Origin of the sequence: Pedococcus badiiscoriae, assembly GCF_013408925.1 — a bacterium.
GTDB lineage: Bacteria > Actinomycetota > Actinomycetes > Actinomycetales > Dermatophilaceae > Pedococcus > Pedococcus badiiscoriae.
Genome location: NZ_JACCAB010000001.1, coordinates 2,265,441 through 2,283,446 on the forward strand (window position 1 = coordinate 2,265,441; position 18,006 = coordinate 2,283,446).

17 protein-coding genes are annotated in these 18,006 nt (G+C 73.3%); 11 read left to right on the plus strand and 6 right to left on the minus strand.

Features of this window, described 5'->3' with window-relative positions; translation table 11 throughout:
* Window positions 1-6 precede the first annotated feature (6 nt).
* From BJ986_RS10800 to BJ986_RS10810, 3 genes are read left to right on the plus strand one after another with little or no spacing between them, the layout of a single operon-like run.
* Complete coding sequence (locus BJ986_RS10800; protein WP_337795150.1) at window positions 7-1,980, plus strand: glycosyltransferase family 4 protein; 1,974 nt, start codon at window positions 7-9, stop codon at window positions 1,978-1,980.
* A gap of 1 nt (window position 1,981) precedes the next feature.
* Window positions 1,982-3,019 carry a lysylphosphatidylglycerol synthase transmembrane domain-containing protein gene (locus BJ986_RS10805; RefSeq protein ID WP_238338081.1) on the plus strand — a complete coding sequence of 346 codons (1,038 nt, stop codon included), beginning with the start codon at window positions 1,982-1,984 and terminating at the stop codon, window positions 3,017-3,019.
* The gene (locus tag BJ986_RS10810; RefSeq protein ID WP_337795153.1) at window positions 3,016-3,849 is read left to right on the plus strand and encodes a class I SAM-dependent methyltransferase; all 834 of its coding nucleotides are present in this window, start codon (window positions 3,016-3,018) and stop codon (window positions 3,847-3,849) included. Before BJ986_RS10805 ends, BJ986_RS10810 begins: the two co-directional genes overlap by 4 nt.
* Before the next feature lie 80 nt (window positions 3,850-3,929).
* Here the strand turns inward: BJ986_RS10810 and BJ986_RS10815 are convergent, their stop codons facing one another.
* Window positions 3,930-4,631 (minus strand): DUF3105 domain-containing protein, encoded by a 702-nt coding sequence (locus BJ986_RS10815; RefSeq protein WP_179421984.1) that lies wholly within the window; start codon window positions 4,629-4,631, stop codon window positions 3,930-3,932.
* A gap of 89 nt (window positions 4,632-4,720) precedes the next feature.
* Here BJ986_RS10815 and BJ986_RS10820 point away from each other — a divergent pair, with 89 nt between their 5' ends.
* Complete coding sequence (locus BJ986_RS10820) at window positions 4,721-5,653, plus strand: DNA-3-methyladenine glycosylase family protein (RefSeq protein ID WP_179421985.1); 933 nt, start codon at window positions 4,721-4,723, stop codon at window positions 5,651-5,653.
* Between the two features lie 76 nt (window positions 5,654-5,729).
* Here BJ986_RS10820 and cofE read toward each other — a convergent pair whose 3' ends face one another.
* On the minus strand, window positions 5,730-6,761 hold the full coding sequence (gene cofE, locus BJ986_RS10825; RefSeq protein WP_337795155.1) for a coenzyme F420-0:L-glutamate ligase: 1,032 nt from the start codon (window positions 6,759-6,761) through the stop codon (window positions 5,730-5,732).
* 2 nt (window positions 6,762-6,763) lie between these two features.
* Window positions 6,764-7,738: a 2-phospho-L-lactate transferase gene (gene cofD / locus BJ986_RS10830; RefSeq protein WP_179421986.1), complete on the minus strand. Its 975-nt coding sequence runs from the start codon at window positions 7,736-7,738 to the stop codon at window positions 6,764-6,766.
* Window positions 7,739-8,025: 287 nt separating this feature from the next.
* Between cofD and BJ986_RS10835 the strand changes: the two genes are divergently transcribed.
* Genes BJ986_RS10835 through BJ986_RS10845 form a run of 3 tightly spaced genes read left to right on the plus strand, consistent with a single transcriptional unit; the run spans window position 8,026 to window position 12,977 of the window.
* The gene (locus BJ986_RS10835) at window positions 8,026-8,241 is read left to right on the plus strand and encodes a WhiB family transcriptional regulator (RefSeq protein ID WP_153269213.1); all 216 of its coding nucleotides are present in this window, start codon (window positions 8,026-8,028) and stop codon (window positions 8,239-8,241) included.
* A 33-nt stretch (window positions 8,242-8,274) separates the two neighbouring features.
* Entirely contained in the window at window positions 8,275-11,490 is a 3,216-nt protein-coding gene (locus tag BJ986_RS10840; protein WP_179421987.1) for a glycosyltransferase, read from the plus strand.
* Complete coding sequence (locus BJ986_RS10845) at window positions 11,487-12,977, plus strand: DUF5719 family protein (RefSeq protein ID WP_179421988.1); 1,491 nt, start codon at window positions 11,487-11,489, stop codon at window positions 12,975-12,977. The genes BJ986_RS10840 and BJ986_RS10845 overlap by 4 nt, the downstream gene beginning before the upstream one ends.
* A gap of 98 nt (window positions 12,978-13,075) precedes the next feature.
* Here the strand turns inward: BJ986_RS10845 and BJ986_RS10850 are convergent, their stop codons facing one another.
* Entirely contained in the window at window positions 13,076-13,522 is a 447-nt protein-coding gene (locus BJ986_RS10850; protein ID WP_337795158.1) for a metallopeptidase family protein, read from the minus strand.
* 60 nt (window positions 13,523-13,582) lie between these two features.
* Here BJ986_RS10850 and BJ986_RS10855 point away from each other — a divergent pair, with 60 nt between their 5' ends.
* Genes BJ986_RS10855 through BJ986_RS10870 form a run of 4 tightly spaced genes read left to right on the plus strand, consistent with a single transcriptional unit; the run spans window position 13,583 to window position 16,853 of the window.
* The gene (locus BJ986_RS10855) at window positions 13,583-13,966 is read left to right on the plus strand and encodes a DUF3499 family protein (protein ID WP_179421989.1); all 384 of its coding nucleotides are present in this window, start codon (window positions 13,583-13,585) and stop codon (window positions 13,964-13,966) included.
* A gap of 19 nt (window positions 13,967-13,985) precedes the next feature.
* Complete coding sequence (locus BJ986_RS10860) at window positions 13,986-15,428, plus strand: phosphomannomutase/phosphoglucomutase (RefSeq protein WP_179421990.1); 1,443 nt, start codon at window positions 13,986-13,988, stop codon at window positions 15,426-15,428.
* Entirely contained in the window at window positions 15,428-15,634 is a 207-nt protein-coding gene (locus BJ986_RS10865; RefSeq protein WP_179421991.1) for a Trm112 family protein, read from the plus strand. Before BJ986_RS10860 ends, BJ986_RS10865 begins: the two co-directional genes overlap by 1 nt.
* 16 nt (window positions 15,635-15,650) lie before the next feature.
* A complete protein-coding gene (locus tag BJ986_RS10870; protein ID WP_179421992.1) occupies window positions 15,651-16,853 on the plus strand; it encodes an SIS domain-containing protein in 1,203 nt (400 codons plus the stop codon).
* A gap of 2 nt (window positions 16,854-16,855) precedes the next feature.
* Here BJ986_RS10870 and BJ986_RS10875 read toward each other — a convergent pair whose 3' ends face one another.
* The gene (locus BJ986_RS10875) at window positions 16,856-17,548 is read right to left on the minus strand and encodes a TetR family transcriptional regulator (protein ID WP_337795160.1); all 693 of its coding nucleotides are present in this window, start codon (window positions 17,546-17,548) and stop codon (window positions 16,856-16,858) included.
* Window positions 17,545-17,976 carry a hypothetical protein gene (locus BJ986_RS16430; protein ID WP_238338082.1) on the minus strand — a complete coding sequence of 144 codons (432 nt, stop codon included), beginning with the start codon at window positions 17,974-17,976 and terminating at the stop codon, window positions 17,545-17,547. Before BJ986_RS16430 ends, BJ986_RS10875 begins: the two co-directional genes overlap by 4 nt.
* Between the last annotated feature and the right edge of the window lie 30 nt (window positions 17,977-18,006).

Below are 18,006 nucleotides of genomic sequence, written 5' to 3' on the forward strand. Positions count from 1 at the left end.
TGCCGCGTGCCCCGGCAGCGGGACCCGCCGCGACCGCACGTGTCGGGCGGCCTCGCGGTGACGCCCAGCGCGGCTCTCAAGGTCGCCGTCGTGGGGCCGACGCACCCGTACAAGGGTGGCGTGGCCGCCCACACCACGAGCTTGGCCCACGAGCTGGCCGAGGCCGGCCACGACGTCACGCTGGTGTCCTGGTCCCACCTCTACCCGTCCAAGCTCTACCCGGGCGAGCAAGCCGTCCCCGGTGGCGCGCCGGATGTCGAGCCCTTCCCGCGCACCGTGCGGGCGCTGAGCTGGGCCCGTCCGGACACGTGGGTGCGCACCGGTCGGCGCCTGCGGGGTTTCGACGTCCTCGTGGTCGTCCACGTGATCCCGGCAGTCGTGCCTGCCCACCTCGCGCTGCTGCGGGCCGCCGGCGCCGGCCGTCGTTCGCTGCAGCGTGGAAGAGCTCGCTCCGGCCCCCGCACGGTCGTCATCGCGCACAACGTGCTGCCCCACGAGAGCCACCCGGGTGACCGCGAGCTCATGCAGCAGTTCCTGGCCCGGGTGGACTCCGTCCTCGTGCACAGTGACTCCCAGGCCAGGATCGCCTATGAGCTGGGTGCGCCACGGGTCTCGGTCACCGACCTCCCGCCGCATCTCCCGGGTGGAGCACCGGTCGAACGGGTCGACCATGACGGGCCCCCGCGGCTGCTGGCCCTGGGGATCGTCCGCGACTACAAGGGCGTCGACCTGCTCATGGAGGCGCTCGCCGACGTGCCCGGCCCCACCCTCACCGTGGCAGGTGAGATGTGGGGCTCCAGCGGTGAGCGGGTCAAGGAGCTGGCCCAGGACCCGCGCCTGCGCGACCGCGTCGAGGTGCACGGCGGCTACGTGCCCGCCGACCGGCTGGCGCCACTGCTGGCCTCCCATGACGTCCTCGCCCTGACCTATCGCAGTGCCACCGCGTCGCAGAACGCGCTGCTCGGGCAGCAGCACGGTCTCCCCGTGCTCGCCTCCGACGTCGGGACGTTCGCGGCACAGGTGCGCGACGGGGTCGACGGCATCCTGGTCCCGCCGGGGGACAAGGCCGCCCTGGTCGCCGCTCTCCAGCGCCTGGCCGAGCCGGGCATCACCGACCAGCTCCGGGCGCAGGTGCGCCCGCCCGACCTGTCGGGACCGTGGGCGCGGTACGTCGGGGCCATCGAGGCCCTCGCGGCGGTGGAAGCCGCGGCCGAGCCGGACGACCTGGATGCGGATGACACGGGCGCCGCCACCGGCGCCGCGGCCGTCGCGGGCCACCTCCGGCACCGGGTCACCAGCGCGGTGCGTGCCGTGGTCGCGGCCACGCGGCCCGAGGTCGAGCTCGGTCGAGGTGACATCCCCGAGTGGGTCCGGGCCTCCGACATCCTCTCCGACGGCCAGGACGCCGACGACGCGAAGGCCTTGGCGCGCAGCCTGGGCCTGCCTCGCTGCAGCGACGGAATCGCCGCCTGGGCCGCCCTCGGAGCGCTCGCGGCCATCGTCCGGGTCCGCGATGACGGACGACGCAGCGCGGTGATCGTCGACGAGTCCGGCAGCCGGTCTCCTCTCTCGCGCTGGGCCCGCGCCATCGGGTTCGCGCCGGTGGAGCTCGAGCTGACCGGCCACCGGTCGAGCGTCGAGGTGCTGGACGTCGACACCGCCTCGCTGGACGTGATCGTGCGACTGCACCCCGGCGGGTGCGACGCCGACGACATCGACGAAGCCATGAGCCAGGCGTCCTGGGCGCTCAAGTCCGGCGGACTGCTCTGCGTGACCCTGCCGATCGGCCACCCCGGGGCGGAGGGCGCCCTGGGCACCGCCGACGTCCGAGCGGTGCTGGCCCGGTCCCACGACTTCGGGTTCGTGCTCGTCGGCGACCTCGACGGTGACATCACCGGGCGGATGCGGTCGGCGTCGGACACGTCCACCCGCACCGACGCGGCGTATGGGCTGCTCCGACTCACGTTGCGGAGGCGCTGACATGACCGCCACCCCCATGACGCACCGCGCCCGGGTGTTCAGCGGGCTCCGAACCCTGTTGGCACTGTTGGTGGTCGCGGCCGTGACCGTGGCCGTCGCCCGCAACTGGCACGAGGTGTCCACCGACATCGGACGCATCGACGCCGCGACGTTCGCGTTGGCAGCCGTGCTGGTGTGCCTGCCCCCGATCCTGACCCTGTTCGGCTGGCGGGTCCTGCTGGCCGACCTCGGGTCGCCCCTTCACCTGGCGCCCGCTGCGGGGATCTTCTTCGTCGGGCAGCTGGGCAAATACGTGCCGGGGGCGGTGTGGAGCATCGTCGCCCAGGCGGAGATCGGTGCCCGGCTGCACATCCCCCGACGGCGGTCGGCGGTCGTCGCCTTCGTCACGGTCGGGATGGCCGCCATCTGCGGGCTGATCGTCGGAGTGCCGGCTCTGCCGTTGCTCATCACCCGCGACGACTCGGCGTCCCGGACCGGCTGGGTGGTGCTGGTCACGGTGCTGCTGCTGGCCGTCATGCTGTGGCCACCGCTGCTCAACTGGGGCATCGCCAAGGTCCTGCGCGTCCTGCGTCGTGAGCCGCTCGAGCACCAGCTGTCCGGCCGGGCCATCCTCACCGCCACCCTGTTCTTCGTCGCCGCGTGGGTCTGCTCCGGGCTGCAGGTGCTCGTCATCGCGCGGGCGACCAGCACCCACGTCCAGACGGGGCACCTGGTGCTGGCCAGCGTGTCGGGCTTCGCCCTGGCGTCGTCGATCGCGATGTTCAGCGTGATCCTGCCGGCCGGCGTGGGCGTGCGCGAGGGCGTGCTGGTGCTGATCCTGGCCCCGGTGACCTCCACCCCGGCGGCCACGGCCGTGGTCGTCATCTCCCGCTTCCTCACCGTGGCCTCGGACGTGGTGTTCGCCCTCGGTGGCTGGTTGTACGCGCGGTCGCACCACCTCGTCACCTCCCCGCAGGAACGAGAGCACGACCACATCGTCCTCGACGACCCCACCGGCGTCGAGGACGACTCGACCAGCGGGCAGGACTCCCGGGCGTGAGCGCCGCGGGAGCGGGTCGCGAGGAGCAGCTCGCCTACTCCGAGCTGATGGGTGCGATGCTCGACGAGCGCAAGCGCAGGCAGAAGGCCCAGAAGATCCTCGCCGTCGTCCGGCACGCCCTCGGCCGTGACACCCTCGGCCGCGACACCCTGGCCGGACTTCGCGCGCTGGACGTCGGGTGCTCGGCCGGCTTCATCGCCGACGAGCTCTCCCTGGCCGGCGCGCACACCACCGGCGTGGACATCGACGAGCCCGGGCTGATCGCGGCCCGCGCCCGGTTCGGCGAGCGGGTGCAGTTCAGCCTGGCCCGGGGGGAGGCCCTGCCCTTCGAGGACGGCTCCATGGACGTCGTCGTGTTCAACCACATCTACGAGCACGTGGTCGACCCCGAGGCGGTCGTGGCGGACATCCACCGCGTGCTGAGCCCCACCGGTGTCCTCTACCTGGGCATCGGCCACCGCCACCAGGTCATCGAGCCGCACTACAAGCTGCCCTTCCTGTCCTGGCTGCCCCAGCAGGCGGCGGACCGCTACATGCGGCTGACCGGGCGCGGCGAGCACTACTACGAGCACTACTACTCGCGCGCCGACCTGCGGAGGCTGTTCGCCGCCTTCGACATCTGGGACTACACCCTGCCGGTGCTGGCCGACAGCCGTGCGTTCGCCGGCACGGACCAGATCCCGCAGTGGGTGTCCCGCGTGCCCGCCCCGGTCCTGGAGCGGATGGCCCCGATGGCCCCGACCTACATCTGGGCCGCCTTCAAGGATGCCTCGCCCTCGGGTCCGGAGCTGAGCGTCAGCCCCGTCCACCTCAGCCCGGTCCACCCCTGAGGCCCCCGACGCAGGTATGCCGCCCGCTCAGGTGAGCGGGCGGCATACCGGGTGGTGCCTGAAGCAGCGGGGCGGGACCGTCAGGCCGCGCCGGGCTCCTGCGTGTCGGTCTTCGGGTACTTCTTGACGAAGTCGATGATCGCCTGGCCGGAGACGTTGCCGCAGAGCTGGCGGTGACCAGCGTCCTTGGCCCAGTGGGAGAGGGCGTAGACCTTGCCGGCCGGGAACGCGCCACGGCTGGCGTCCCACTCCACGACCTTGAACTTGCCGCTGGCCTCGGGGAGCTTGTTGGCCTGGTCCGCGATGTCCCGCAGGAGCTTGGTGTCCTTCACCTTGCTGCCGTCGTACCACAGGATCGTGTAGCCGTGCTCGAGGTTGTGCACGAGGGTCTCGAGGACGGGGCGGTCGGCCGCGGTGTAGAAGTCGCGCCCGCTCAGGTCCGGGCTGACGAAGTGGGGGCCGTTGCTCGGCGGCACGGTGGAGTAGTTCACCGACGTCTGGTTCGGCTTCGAGGTGCCGGGTCCGACGTGCTCGCCCGCACCACTCGAGGGGTCGGTCGTGACCGGGTCGCAGCTGGCGGCGGCGACCGTGACGCCGAGGTGGGGCAGCTGCTTGGCCTGCGCGTCGTTGATCGCAAACAGGATGACGCCGGTCAGACCCGCGAGCAGGACGAGGCAGCCGATGACGATGCCGGCCACCACCTTGCGTTCCTTGGCCTTCTGCTGGTTCTGGATCTCGGCCAGTCGGGCCTTGCGGTCCTGGCTCGCGCGCTTGTTTGCCACGGGTTCCTCGGGTCGTTCGGGGTCAGGTCGCGCAGAGTCTACGGGGCCCACCTGCGGACCCTGTCACCCCGGCGCGTCACACTGGCGGCATGACGCCGACGGCCGAGAGGACCCGCGTCTGGCGACCCGGCCGACCGACGTCAGTGGGCCTGATCGTCTCGGCGTTCCGTCGTGGGGGCGGGGATCCGACGTTCCAGCCCGACCGCGGGGACGGCTGGTGGCTGGGCCTGCCCACACCGCAGGGGTCCGCCACGCTGCGCCTCGTGCAGCGCAACGAGGTCGGCGAGGTGGTCGCGACGGCCTGGGGCGACGGCGCCCAGTGGGCCCTCGACCACGTGCCCGCACTGCTCGGCGACGGCGACGACGACACGGACTTCGTGGCCCACCACCCGCAGGTGGCCAGGGCCTGGAAGCGGTATGCCGCGTGGCACGTCCCCCGCTCCGGTCTGGTGATGCATGCCCTCGTGCCGGCGGTGATCGAGCAGAAGGTCACCGGACAGGAGGCCTTCGGTGGCTACCGCAAGCTCGTCCACCGGTACGGCTCCCGGGCGCCGGGCCCGGGGGAGCAGCGGCGGCTCTGGGTGGCGCCCACGGCCCAGGAGTGGGCCGGGATTCCTTCCTGGGCCTGGTTGGCGGCGTCGGTCGACGGGGCTCGCTCCAGCACGGTGATGCGGGCGGCGCGGGTGGCCGGCCGCTTGGAGGAAGGCGCCTCCCTGCCCCTGTCGGAGGCGCGACGACGACTTCGCTCAGTGCCCGGGGTGGGTGTCTGGACGGCCGCGGAGGTGGCCCAGCGCGCCCTCGGAGACCCCGACGCCGTGAGCTTCGGCGACTACCACGTGGCCAAGGACCTCACCTGGGCGCTGCTCGGCGAGGTGCGTGACGACGACGTGCTGGCCGAGCTGCTCGAGCCCTATCGCGGCCACCGGTACCGGGTGCAGCACCTCCTCGGGCTGGCGGGAGCCGCCAGGCCTCGGCGGGGTCCCCGGATGGCGCCGCGGACCCACCTGCCGACCCGCCGCTGACCGCCACCCGGGAGCAGTGAGAACTTCCAGCCGCTCGTCGAGGACCTCCGGGCGGCCGTCACCCGCGGCGCTGCGGTCAGCGCTCGCGCACCTCGAGCCGGACCTCCACGCCGTCCACCTCGTCGGGCGCCTCGGTGGTGAGGCCCTCACCCCACAGCGCCACCTGGAGCCGAGTCACCGCCACCCCGAGCTGGTAGGCGCTCTGGCCGCTGAGGTGCACCTCGTCACCACCGACATCCATCCCCACCTGGGGCGTGCCCCGCAGCGCGACGGCGACGGCCCTGCGCAGCCGGTCAGCGCGGGGCGTCGGGCCGACGTCGGGGATGCCGACCTCCTCCGCCTCGAGGGACCCGGGCTCGACGCCCAGCGCGGCCCGTACGGCCTCTGAGCTTCCGTGGTCGAACCAGTCCTCGCGCCCGGTGCGCAGGAGCACCCGTGCGCCCGCACCGCCGTGGGGCAGCGCCCATCCGGTGCCGCGGACGAGGGCGGCAGGGATGGCGTCGGCCTTCCCCTTGACCAGGTCGGCCGCGGCGGCCAGCTCGTCTCCGACAGCGCGGGCCGTGACGGACAACGGCCTGCCGTCCGCGTCGACGGCGCCCCTGAGGTCATCCACGACCAGGACCCCGGAAGCCCCCAGGGCGAAGTCGGTCTGCCCGGAGCGCCACGGCCGGCCAGCCGTGTCGCTCAGCACCACGCCCAGGCGCTGCAACCCCGTGGCGGCAAGCAGGGCGACCCGCAGGTGCTCGGCCTCCGCGTCCGGGTTGGCGGGCAGGAGCAGCACGTCGTCGCGGTGGCCGGTGTTCGAGGCGTCCACGCCCGCGGCCGCCATGACCGGGCCCGCCGTCGACTGCACGATCCGGGTGATCCGGCCCTGCGACATGCGCTCGGCGACGACCCTCACCGTCTGGCTCATCACGGCGGCACCCCGGTCGGCCGAATCTGCCCACAGCCCAAGGGACTTGGAGACGACCTTGCTCGAGACGACCACCACGTCGCCGTCCTCGAGCGCGATGTCGGCGGCGTCCGCGGCCCCCAGCAGGAGCGCGACCAGGTCGTCGCCCGCCCCCACCTCGGGGATCCCCGTCAGCGGGATGAGCGACACCGACACGGTCAGGCGCCCCTGAGCTCGAGCGCGAGCTCCAGTGCGGCGCCGGCGATCTCGGCCGCGGCATCGGCGTCGGACATGAGCAGGGGCCGAGCTCGCACGGTGGCCCGCGGCAGGCGCACGGCGGCCTCGTCCTCCGGCGCCACCAGCCATCCGTCCAGGAAGTCCTCGTACAGCCCTGCCACGGCGGCCGCCGTGGACTCCACCCCGATGGCCCGCAGGCACGCGTCCGCGTGGCCACGCACCGGCACACCGCCGATCAGCGGTGAGACGCCCACGACGCGGGCGGCGCTGCCCCGCAACGCATCTCGCACTCCCGGCACACCCAGGATGATCCCGATCGAGACCACCGGGTTGCTCGGCGGGAGGAGGACCACATCCGCGGTCCGGATCGCGTCGAGGACGCCGGGCGCCGCGGTGGCGCGGTCCATGCCGACCGCCTGGAACCGCTGTGCCGGGATCGAGGCCTGGTGCCGAACCCACCACTCCTGGAAGTGGATCGCGCGCTGACCTTGCTCGTCCTCGACGACGACGTGCGTCTCGACGGGTGAGTCGCTCATCGGCAGCAGGGTGATCCGCTGGTCGGGCAGCCCCCAGCGGGTCGCCAGCCGTGCGGTCACGTCGGTGAGGGACACCCCCTGTCCGAGCCACTGTGAGCGGATGATGTGGGTCCCGAGGTCGAGGTCGCCGAGCGCGAACCACTGCGGCACCGCGCCGTAGGCCGCGAGCTCGCCCTGGACCCGGTGGCTCTCGTCGGCGCGACCCCAGCCCTGGCCCTCGTGGATGCCGCCGCCGAGGGTGTACAGCAAGGTGTCGAGGTCGGGACAGACCCGCAGCCCGAACAGGCTGATGTCGTCGCCGGTGTTGCCGATGATCGTCAGCTCGGCGTCCGAGAGGTCAGGGGAGCGGTCCAGGTGGGTGCGGAGGCCGCGCAGGAAGCGGGCACCTCCGACGCCGCCGGCGAGTGCCGTGATGCGCATGCTCAGCAGTCTTGCAGCCCGCCCCGCGTCACCACACAGGGGACCTCCGGGAGGTTCTGGCGCCCCCTGCCGACCCTCGAGCGCACCTCTAGCGCCCGGCGAAGCGGCGTTATCAATGTTCGTCCGATCGGGCAAATATCAGACTTCCGCTTGACGAACCACGTATGACACGCGTGTAATTCCATTGTTGTGACCAGACAAGGTCACACGCAGCGGCGAACCGGGTCGAGGAGGAAGCCGTGCAGGAACTTCAGTTGGTCACCTTTGAAGGTGGCGAAGAGGTGGAGATGTCGTGGCAGGAGCGCTCGCTCTGTGCCCAGACGGATCCCGAGGCGTTCTTCCCCGAGAAGGGCGGGTCGACGCGCGAGGCCAAGAAGGTCTGCGTCGGCTGCGAGGTGCGGGCCGAGTGCCTGGAGTACGCCCTCGCCCACGACGAGCGGTTCGGCATCTGGGGTGGGCTGTCCGAGCGGGAGCGCCGCAAGCTCAAGAAGCGTGCGGTCTAGTCGCCCGCGCGGCGACTCACTCGTGACCAGCGCATGACGCTTGCCCCGGCCCATGAGGTGACAGACCCCGCAGGCTCGCCTGCGGCGGTCGCAACGGTGACGGCGGTTCTGGTCCTCCGGGGCCCCACCTCGGCGCTTCCGGAGACGCTCGACTCGCTCGCGCGCCAGACGCGCAGCCCCGACCGCCTCGTCGTCGTCGACCCGGGCAGGGACGAGCGCGACGGCAACGCCGTCGAGCTGGTGCGGGCCCACCACGGCCTGGCCGAGGCCATCGCCTCGATCAGCTTCGTCACCGTTCCCGACGCGCCCTCCCTCGCGTATGCCGTGCGGGCGGCCCTCGCGCAGTCCGCCCCGGGCGACGCGGACGCCTCGACCGACCGGGCCGGTGATGCGGGCTCAGCCGTGACCCACGTCTGGGTGCTGACCTGCGACAGCGCCGCTGCCCCCATGACCCTCGCGCGCCTGCTCGACGCCGTGCGACGCAGCCCTTCGGTGGGCGCTGCAGGCCCCAAGCTGCTCGAGTGGTCCGTCCCCGGCGCGCTGCGCTCGGTCGGCCTGCAGCTGACCCGCAGCGGCCGGGTGATCCCGTCGCCGGCCCCTGGCGAGCCCGACCAGGGCCAGTACGACCGCCGCACCGACGTCCTGGCCGTCCCTGCGACGGGCATGCTGGTGGAACGCCAGATGCTGGACGAGCTCGGTCGTCCCGAGCGAGCTTTCGGTGACTTCGGCGCCGACGTGGACTTCTCGTGGCGCGCCCAGCAGTCCGGACGTCGCGTGGTCGTGGTGCCCCGCGCCACGCTGCGCACCGGGGCACCGGCGGAGCCCGACGAGGTCGTCCCGGGGGACTCGGCCGCCAGGGTGCGCCGGCAGGCCAGGCGCGTGGCCATGGCCAGGTGCGCCTGGTGGTCCCTCCCGCTGCTCGCCGCCTGGATCGTGGCGTCGAGCACTGCTGCCGCCGTCGCGCTGCTGCTGGCCAAGCGCCCCCGAGCCGCGTGGGCGGAGCTCTGCGACATCGGGGCGGTGCTGACCCCCGGGCGCGTGCTCGGCGCGCGGTGGCGCTCGCGTGGCACTCGCCGGGTCCGCCGTCGCGACCTGCGGGGTCTGTTCGTCCGGTCCACCACCGTGCTCCGGCACACGACCGACCTCATCCACGACGAGGTCGCGCTCGAGCCCGGGCAGGTCGACGCCACCCGCGGGGACACGGCCGAGTCCGGCCCGGTCGCGGACGAGGCCCAGGACCTCAACGTCCTCGGAGCCACGTGGGCCTCGCACGCCGCGCGCAACCCCGGCCTGCTGGCGACCCTGGCCATGACCCTGGTTGCCGCCCTGTCCAGCCGTCACCTCGGGGGGACGTTCGCCGACCGGCTCGATAACGGCGTGGCCGGCGGCGAGACCGTCGGCGTCAGGGCGGACTCCGTCGCCACATGGCATGCCTGGCTCGACGGCTGGCACGGCCCGGGCCTCGGGGCCGCAGGTGAACAGGGACCGCACCTCGTCGTGCTGTCCGCGCTGTCGTGGCTGGTGGCCCACGTTCCGCTGGTCGGTCCGCCCGCCTCGCCGGTGGGAGCGGTGGTCACCCTGCTGGTCACCTTCGCCCTGCCACTGGCGACCCTCGCGGCATACCTCGGCGCCCGGGTCGTGACGCACTCCCGGTGGCCTCGGGCCCTCGCCGCGCTCGCGTGGTCGACCAGTGCCGTGCTGGCCACGGCTGTCGGCTCCGGTCGTCTGGGCGGCATCGTCGCGGCGATCCTGCTCCCGCTGGTGGCGGCCGGGGTGGCCCTGGCCGCCCGGCGCACCGGCACCGCGACGGTCACCGCCGCCACCGTGCTGGCGGCGAGCGTCCTCGGGGCCTTCGCCCCGGCCCTGCTGGTCCTCGTGGTGCTCGCCGGCCTGGTCGTCACGGTCGTCGCTCGCGGGGCCCGCGTGCGCGGGCTGGCCATCGCGCTCGGCCCGGTCCTGCTCCTGGGGTCCTGGGTGCCCGCGCTGGTCGAGCGTCCCGCGTTGCTGTTCACCGGTCCCGGCCTGTCGGTCTGGGGGACCGCCCAGGGGCAGCCCTGGCAGCTCGCGCTCCTGCACCCCGGCGGACCCGGGTCCTACCCCGTGCTGCTGTCGGCGCCGCTGGTCCTCGCCGGGCTTCTCGGCCTGCTGCGTGCCGGTCGCCGGGGTCGCGCGGCGACCGTCCTGGCGATCGTGGCCCTGCTCGGCCTGGCCTACGCCGTCGCCGCTCCCCGGATCCAGCTCGGCGTCGTGCCCCAGGGACTTCCCGGCGCCGGACGGCCAGTGACGGCGTGGGCCGGGGTCGGACTGCTCGTCGTCACGCTCGCACTCGTCGCCTCGGCGCTGGTGGGTGCCGAGGGCCTCGCCGTGAGTCGCGCGCGTGGTGGGTGGCAGGCGCTGGCACGCTGGCCCGTCGCCGCTGCCGTCCTGGGAGCCGTGCTGGTCAGTGCCGGATGGCTGGCCGTCCGGACCGTCGGCGATGAGCTGCGCGCGTGGCAGGATCCCCGGCCCGCGGTGGCGATCGACCAGGCAGAGAGCGGGCTCGGCAACCGGATGCTCCTGTTGCAGCCCGAGGGCGACGGCCTGACCTACGAGCTGCTCGGCCGGGAGGTCGGCGACGTCGCCCGGACGCTGCCCTCGGTGCCTGCCGACCATCCCTCCGCCGCTGCCCTGGCAGCCTCGGTCGGTGCCTTGTTCCAGCAGGGAGCCATCCCCGGCACCCTCGCCCCCGCACGCGACCTGGCCGACCAGGCGGTGGGCTTCATCGGTCTGCGCGCCGACGCCACCGACCCCCGCATCCGCTCGCTGGACGCGACGGCGGGGCTCAGTCGGCTGGGCGAGCACGACGGCGTGCTGTTCTGGCGGGTGCTGGCCGGCGGCGGGGCGACGGCCGACCACGCCGTCGCACCGTCTCGCGCCAGGATCGTGACCGGCACGTCGCAGCAGGCCATCCCCGTTTCCGGACCGCATGCGCAGCTCGACGTGAAAGCCGTTGTCCCGCAAGGGGCCTCGCTCGTCCTGGCCGAGCCGAGCCAGTGGGTCCGGCACGCGCGCGTGACCGTCGACGGCACGGTCGTCGCCCCCCGCGGCGACACCGCCGCCTACCCGCTGCCCGCGGGGACCGCCACGATCTCGGTCGACGTGCTCCCCACCAACGCCTCCTGGCGCTATGCGCAGGGCGGGCTGCTGCTGCTGGTCGCGTTCCTCGCCCTGCCCTTCGGCAACCGCTCCTCGAGGCGGAGGCGCCCGTGAACATCACCGTCAGCGGCATCGTCCGCACCTGCCTCGTGGCCGCCGCGGGGGTCGGCATCGTCGTCGCGGCGATGCACAGCCAGGGTGCCCTCGCCGTCGCGTCGACCAAGCCTGTCGACACCGCCACCGCCTCGGCCAACGGCCCGGTGCGCAGCTCGTCGTTGCTGTGTCCGGGGCCCGAGCTCAAGGGCATCAAGGGGGTCGCCGACCTCGGCGTCGGGGTGCGGGTTGCTGCGGCGGCGGCGCCCGTGCGCGCGCTGACCGGCTCCGCCCCCGCCACCGCCCCCGGCAAGCTCAGCCTCACCCAGATGCCGCAGGGGAGCCTCGCCCCGGACGTGACCTCGCGTGGAGCTGACCTGGTCGGCGACCTGACCACGCCCAACGGTGTCCTCGTGTCGGGCACCGAGTCGATGGCCGCCGGTGTCGCCGCGGCGCAGAGCTGGCTGGTGCCCTCGGGTGACCAACGGTCGTTCGGCACCGCCGCATGCGGGCCACCCGGCGCCGAGTTCTGGATCATGGCCGGCGGCGGAGCCCCAGGCCGGCAGGAGCGGCTCCTGCTGACCAATCCCGGCGGCAACTCGGTCAGTGTCGACGTCACCCTCTACGGGGCCAAGGGGGCGGTCGCGTCCCCGAACGGCAAGGGCATCGTCGTCCCGGCCCATGGGCGGACGGCCTTCCTGCTCGACTCGATCAACGGCGACCTGGCCACTCCCGTCGTGCACGTCGTGGCCGACGGCGGCGTCGTCGGCGCTGTCGTCAACGACCTGTGGCTCGACGGCACCCGGGCGGGCGGTTCCGACGATGCCCTGCCGACCGCTGCCCCGTCGCGCGACCAGGTGATCCCCGCCGTCACGGTGGGCGGCCAGTCCGTGCTGCGCGTCGCCGTGCCCGGCAGCAACGAAGCCGTGGTCCAGGCCCGAGTGCTGACCGCGCAGGGGCCACGGGCGTTGCCCACCGGTGGCGTGATCCGGATCGACGGCGGCACGGTGCGCGACATCGACATCTCGGCCCTGCCCGGCAATGCCGTGGGGCTCCAGGTGCGCGCCGACGTCCCCATCGTGGCGGCCGCCATGGTCACGCGCGCCGTGCCGGGCAAGCCGGGAGACTTCGCGTGGACGTCGTCGACGCCCCCGATCACCGGAGTCGCAGGTATGCCGCTCGCCGACCCCGCGGGGGCGCTCACCCCCGTCCGGCGGTTCCTGTCCCTCACGTCGTCCGGCGACAGCGCCGGGGTCGAGGTGGTCACGGTCGACGCCAAGGGGGTGGAGACGTCCCTGCGCCAGACGATCGGGGTGGACGCGACCGCGGGCGTCGATGTCACCTTCGCCAGGTCAGTGTGGGTGCACCGCGTGTCGGGGAAGGGTGAGGTGCGGGCCGGAGTCATCGCGTGGCTGGACGACGCCCAGGGCAGGCTGATCACGACGACACCCCTGCACGACGCCGCGCTGCGAACGTCGACCGTGGGCTTGCGCGAGGTCGCTCAGTAGGGCTTCACGGCGCATCGAGGCACCCGGGGCACCTGCGCGCGGCAACGCCCGCCGGGCCGCGGCGACTCAGCCCTCGTCGTCCTCAGCCCTCGTCGTCCTCAGCCCTCGTCGTCGTAGCGCGGATCGAGGTCCCCTGGGGGCAGGTTGAACAAGGCCGCGACCTGCTCCACCACCACGTCCTGGACGATCGCGGTGAGCTCGCGCTGGGTGTCGGCCCGGCTCTCGATGGGCCTTCGGTAGATGACGATTCGCGCAGGGGTCCTGCCGTGCGCGGGGAACGCCCGGGCCAGCGGCGCTCCCTCGCGCTCCCACGGTGCCGGGTCGGTCGGTGGGACGTCCTCGACGGCGAACTGGATGTCCTGGAAGCGCGGGCCCAGCCGCGTCTCGAGCCGGGCGGCGCTGTCCAGGACCAGGTCGTCGAACTGCTGCCTGCGGGTGGCCATCGCAGGGACGGCCGGCCACGCCAGCGGACCCCGCGTCCCTCGGCCCCGACGGTCCCTGCGCGCGGGCTGGGGGCGCCCTGCCTGCGGGCCCGTCGAAGTCACGGGACCAGCCTACGGCGTGCCGATTCGGGGGCTCGGCCCCGCTGGCATAGAGTCCGCGACGTGAGTCTGTCCAGGAGGTGCTCCCGCACCGCGTGCTCGAAGCCCGCCATCGCGACGCTCACGTACGTCTACGGCGACCAGACCGCGGTGGTCGGACCCCTGGCGACCTTCGCCGAACCCCACACCTACGACCTGTGCGCGACCCACGCCGAAGGCCTGACGGCGCCACGAGGCTGGGAGATCGTGCGGCTGTCGGGGGAGTACGTCGAGCCCGAGCCCTCGCACGACGACCTGCTCGCCCTGGCGAACGCGGTGCGCGAGGCGGGACGACCCCGGCTCGGCGAGCCGGTCGCGCTGACGCGGACGCAGCCCACCGACGAGGACGCCTCCGGGGCGATCGAGACCGGCCGCCGCGGGCACCTGCGCGTCCTGCGCGACAGCTGACCCCGCTAGGGTTTCGGGCGTGCCGTCGCCCCTGCTCTCCGACTTCGTCAAGGCCTATGACGTCCGTGGCCTCGTCCCCGAACAGCTCAACGTCGACGTGGCGTGGGCCCTCGGGGCCGCCTTCGCGCAGAGCGTCGTCGCGCCGGAGGGAGCGCAGGGGGTCGTCATCGGTCACGACATGCGCCCCTCCTCTCCGGAGCTGTCGCGCGCCTTCGCCGCCGGGGTCACCGCGCACGGCCTCGACGCGACCCTGATCGGGCTCTGCAGCACCGACGGCCTCTACTACGCCAGTGGTGCCCTCGACCTCCCCGGCGCGATGTTCACCGCCTCCCACAACCCCGCTCGCTACAACGGCATCAAGCTGTGCCGCGCGGGGGCCCGGCCGGTCGGCCAGGACTCCGGGCTGGCGGACGTGAGCGCCACGGCCCAGGGCCTGCTCGACTCCGGCACCAGCACCGGTCCCGTCGGCGCCCCCCGGGGCCGAGTCGTCGAGGCTGACCTGCTGGGGGACTACGCGGCCTACCTGCGCGGGCTCGTCGACCTGTCCGGCGGGCGCCAGCTCAAGGTCGTCGTGGACGCCGGCAACGGCATGGCCGGGCACACCGTGCCGGCCGTGCTGGGCACCGGCACCGGCCTGCCCGAGCTCCCGCTCGAGATCGTGCCGCTCTACTTCGAGCTCGACGGCACCTTCCCCAACCACGAGGCCAACCCCCTCGAACCCGAGAACCTGCGCGACCTGCAGGCCGCCGTCGTCGAGCACGGCGCCGACCTCGGGCTGGCCTTCGACGGCGACGCGGACCGCTGTTTCGTCATCGACGAGCGGGGCGAGCCCGTCAGCCCGAGCACGGTCACGGCGCTCGTGGCCACCCGCGAGGTCGCCAAGCTCGTCGCGGCAGGGACGCCGGCGGCCGACGTCGCCGTGGTCTACAACGTCATCTCGTCGGCGGCGGTCCCCGAGATCATCGCCGAGCAGGGAGCCCGCGGCGTCCGCACCCGGGTCGGCCACTCCTACATCAAGGCCGAGATGGCCCGGGAGGACGCGGTCTTCGGTGGCGAGCACAGTGCGCACTACTACTTCCGCGACTTCTGGTTCGCCGACACCGGCATGCTCGCCGCGATGCACGTCCTCGCAGCCCTGGGGGAGCAGGACGAGCCGCTCAGCCGGCTCGCGGCGGCATACAGCCGGTATGCCGCGTCGGGGGAGATCAACTCGACCGTCACCGACGCCGCGGCTGCGACCGCCTCGGTGCGACGGTGGGCGGCTGAGCGGGGTGCCGAGTTCGACGAGCTCGACGGGCTCACCGTCACTCACGCCGCGCGTCAGGACGCCCCGATGTGGTGGCTCAACCTGCGTGCCTCGAACACCGAGCCGCTGCTGCGCCTGAACGTGGAGGCGGCCGACCACGACACGATGACCCAGGTGCGAGACGATGTGCTCGCACTGGTGAGAGGAGAACGCTGATGTCGCAAGGACAGGGGCAGGACGCCCGGATCGAGCCGTGGCTGCGGGAGATCCTGAGGTGTCCGGCATGCCGCTCGGAGCTCGCCGACGCCACCGCGGACGGCAAGGCCGAGCTGCACTGCACCAACGCGGAGTGCGGCCTCCAGTACCGCATCGACGACGGTGTGCCGGTGCTGCTGGTCGACGAAGCCCGCAAGCCGGCCTGACCACGAAGTAGGCGTGATGGCACCGTTCTTCGACGAGTCGCGGGTCGACAGCGACGAGGTGCTGGCCGCACTCGACTCGCACCAGACGCTGCGGGGGCTGGCCACGGCCGGCGCCCAGGTCCGGGAGGCGGTCTCTCTCTCCGAGGAGGCCGGGATCGAGCGGGTTGCCGGTGGCGAGCGGCCACGGTCGGTGCTCGTTGCCTCGCTGGGCGGGTCCGCCGTGGTGTCCGACGTCCTCGAGCTGCTGGCCGAGCCGGGATCGCCGGTGCCGGTGAGCGTGCGCCGCAACCTCCCGCTGCCCGGCTGGGTGGGCCCGCTCGACCTCGTCATCGCCGTGTCGCTCTCGGGCCGTGCCCCCGGACCCCTTGCGCTGGCGGCCGAGGCCGCTCGCCGAGGCGCCGCCCTGCTGACCGTCGGCGCGACGGACTCGCCACTTGCCGACGTGGCCGCGCAGGCCAGAGGGGTGCACATCGGCATCGGTCGTGGCCGCACGACCTCACGGACCGCGCTGTGGTCACTCCTCGCGCCCGTCCTGCTCGGCGCCGGCCACCTCGGGATCGTCGACGTCGACCCGCGTGTGCTCGCCCAGACCGCCGACCGCCTGGACGAGCTGGCCGACAGCTGTCGCCCGTCGTCGGAGTCGTTCGTCAACCCCGCGAAGCTCCTGGCCGCCGACCTCGCCCAAGGCGTGCCAGTGGTCCTGGGTGACGGTCCGCTGAACGGAGTTGCCGCAGGCAGGGCCACGTCGATGCTGGCGCGGACCGCACGGGTGCCGGCGACGTCAGGGGAGCTCCCCGATGACGCCGCCCAGGTGGTCGCCTGCTTCGACGGCCCGTTCACGGCGGCCTACGCCGGCGGGGTGCAGGCTCTCTCGGGAGCAGGTGCCCAGGAGCCGCAGGATGACATCTTCGCCGACCCGTTCCTCGACGGACCGGTGGCGCCACGACTGTCCCTGCTCATGCTGCGCGACGTCCTGCCCGACCCGATGACCCGCGAGGCGGACGACGCGCGCGCGCTCGCGGAGGCGGTCACGACCGCCGCGCGCGAGGCCGGGGTCAGAGTCTGCGAGGTGACCGCTCAGCCGGGCCATCCCCTCACCCGGCTCGCGGGCCAGATCGCCACGACCGACTTCGCAGCGACGTACCTCGCCCTGGGGCTGGGACTCGACCCGGCGGTCTCACCCCACGTGGCCGACCTCCGGGGTCGCACTGGCGGCTGACTTCAGCCCTGGGGTCGCACCGACCGGACCAGGTCCACGAGGTCTGCGACGACCCCCTTCATGCCGGGGAGCCGGCTCAGTCGGACCAGCTTGTCGACCAGTGGCACCACGTGCCGCACGAGCGCGCGGGTGCGCTCCTGGCCCGGGCTCGAGTCGTGCACCCAGAACAACACCACTCCCATCTGCAGGAGCCACAGCAGCTCGGGCAGCTCGGCGCGGATGGGCGCGGGCGCCGTGAGGTCCGACCCTTCGACCACCTGCCGGAAGAGGTCGATACTGGCCTCCCTCGCTCCACGCGACTCGGCGCTGAACGGGGACAGCGGGCTCGTGGGCTCGGCGGCGATCTTGAAGAACTTCCCGGCGAACCCGTGGAAGGGCTCGGCCACGTCGACCCAGCTGGTCAGCACCTCGCGCAGCCGGTGGGCGAACTTCTGGCTGGCCGCCAAGGCTTCATCCGCCGCCGCTGCGTGGGCCACCTGGACCTGGTCGTAGAACGCCTGGACGAGGCTCTCCTTGGACGCGAAGTAGTAGTAGGCGTTGCCGATGCTGACGCCGGCACGGTCCGCGACCGCGCGCATGGTCGTCTTGTCGTACCCGCGCTCGAGGAAGAGCTCCTGGGCGGCCGCCGCGATGGCGGCTCGGGTCTGCTCGCCGCGGTCGGACCGTCCGGCTGAGTCTGGCCGTGGGTTCGTCACGCCGCACCCATTCCGTGGCGCTCGGTGGGGCTCGCCAAGGCAAGGAGGACGGCCACGCCAAGGCCTGCGGTCGCGGGAGCGACGAACACGCCGACGGTGAGCAGGCTGACAACGGTGAGGATGCCCAGCAGGCCGACGACCACCGCGGCGATGACCTGCCTCGTGCGACCGCCCGGCCTGAGCAGCAACGCCCCGACGACCGCGCAGGCGAGCAGCGGGATGCTCGCCACGACCAGTCCCCATGCCCCGTTGACCTCGACCAGGGTGGCCGTGGTCGGGCTGCTGCTGACCTCGCCGGTCGAGTCGGCGCTGCTGGTCTCGCCCGAGTAGACGGGCACGGTGAGGGCCGCCACCACGAGGAGGGCGCTCCACGCCGACGCGCTGACCAGCGCGATCCGTACCGCCTTCACGAGCGTCCTCCCACTCATTTGAACGCGTTCAAGTACTAGTTCAGACAC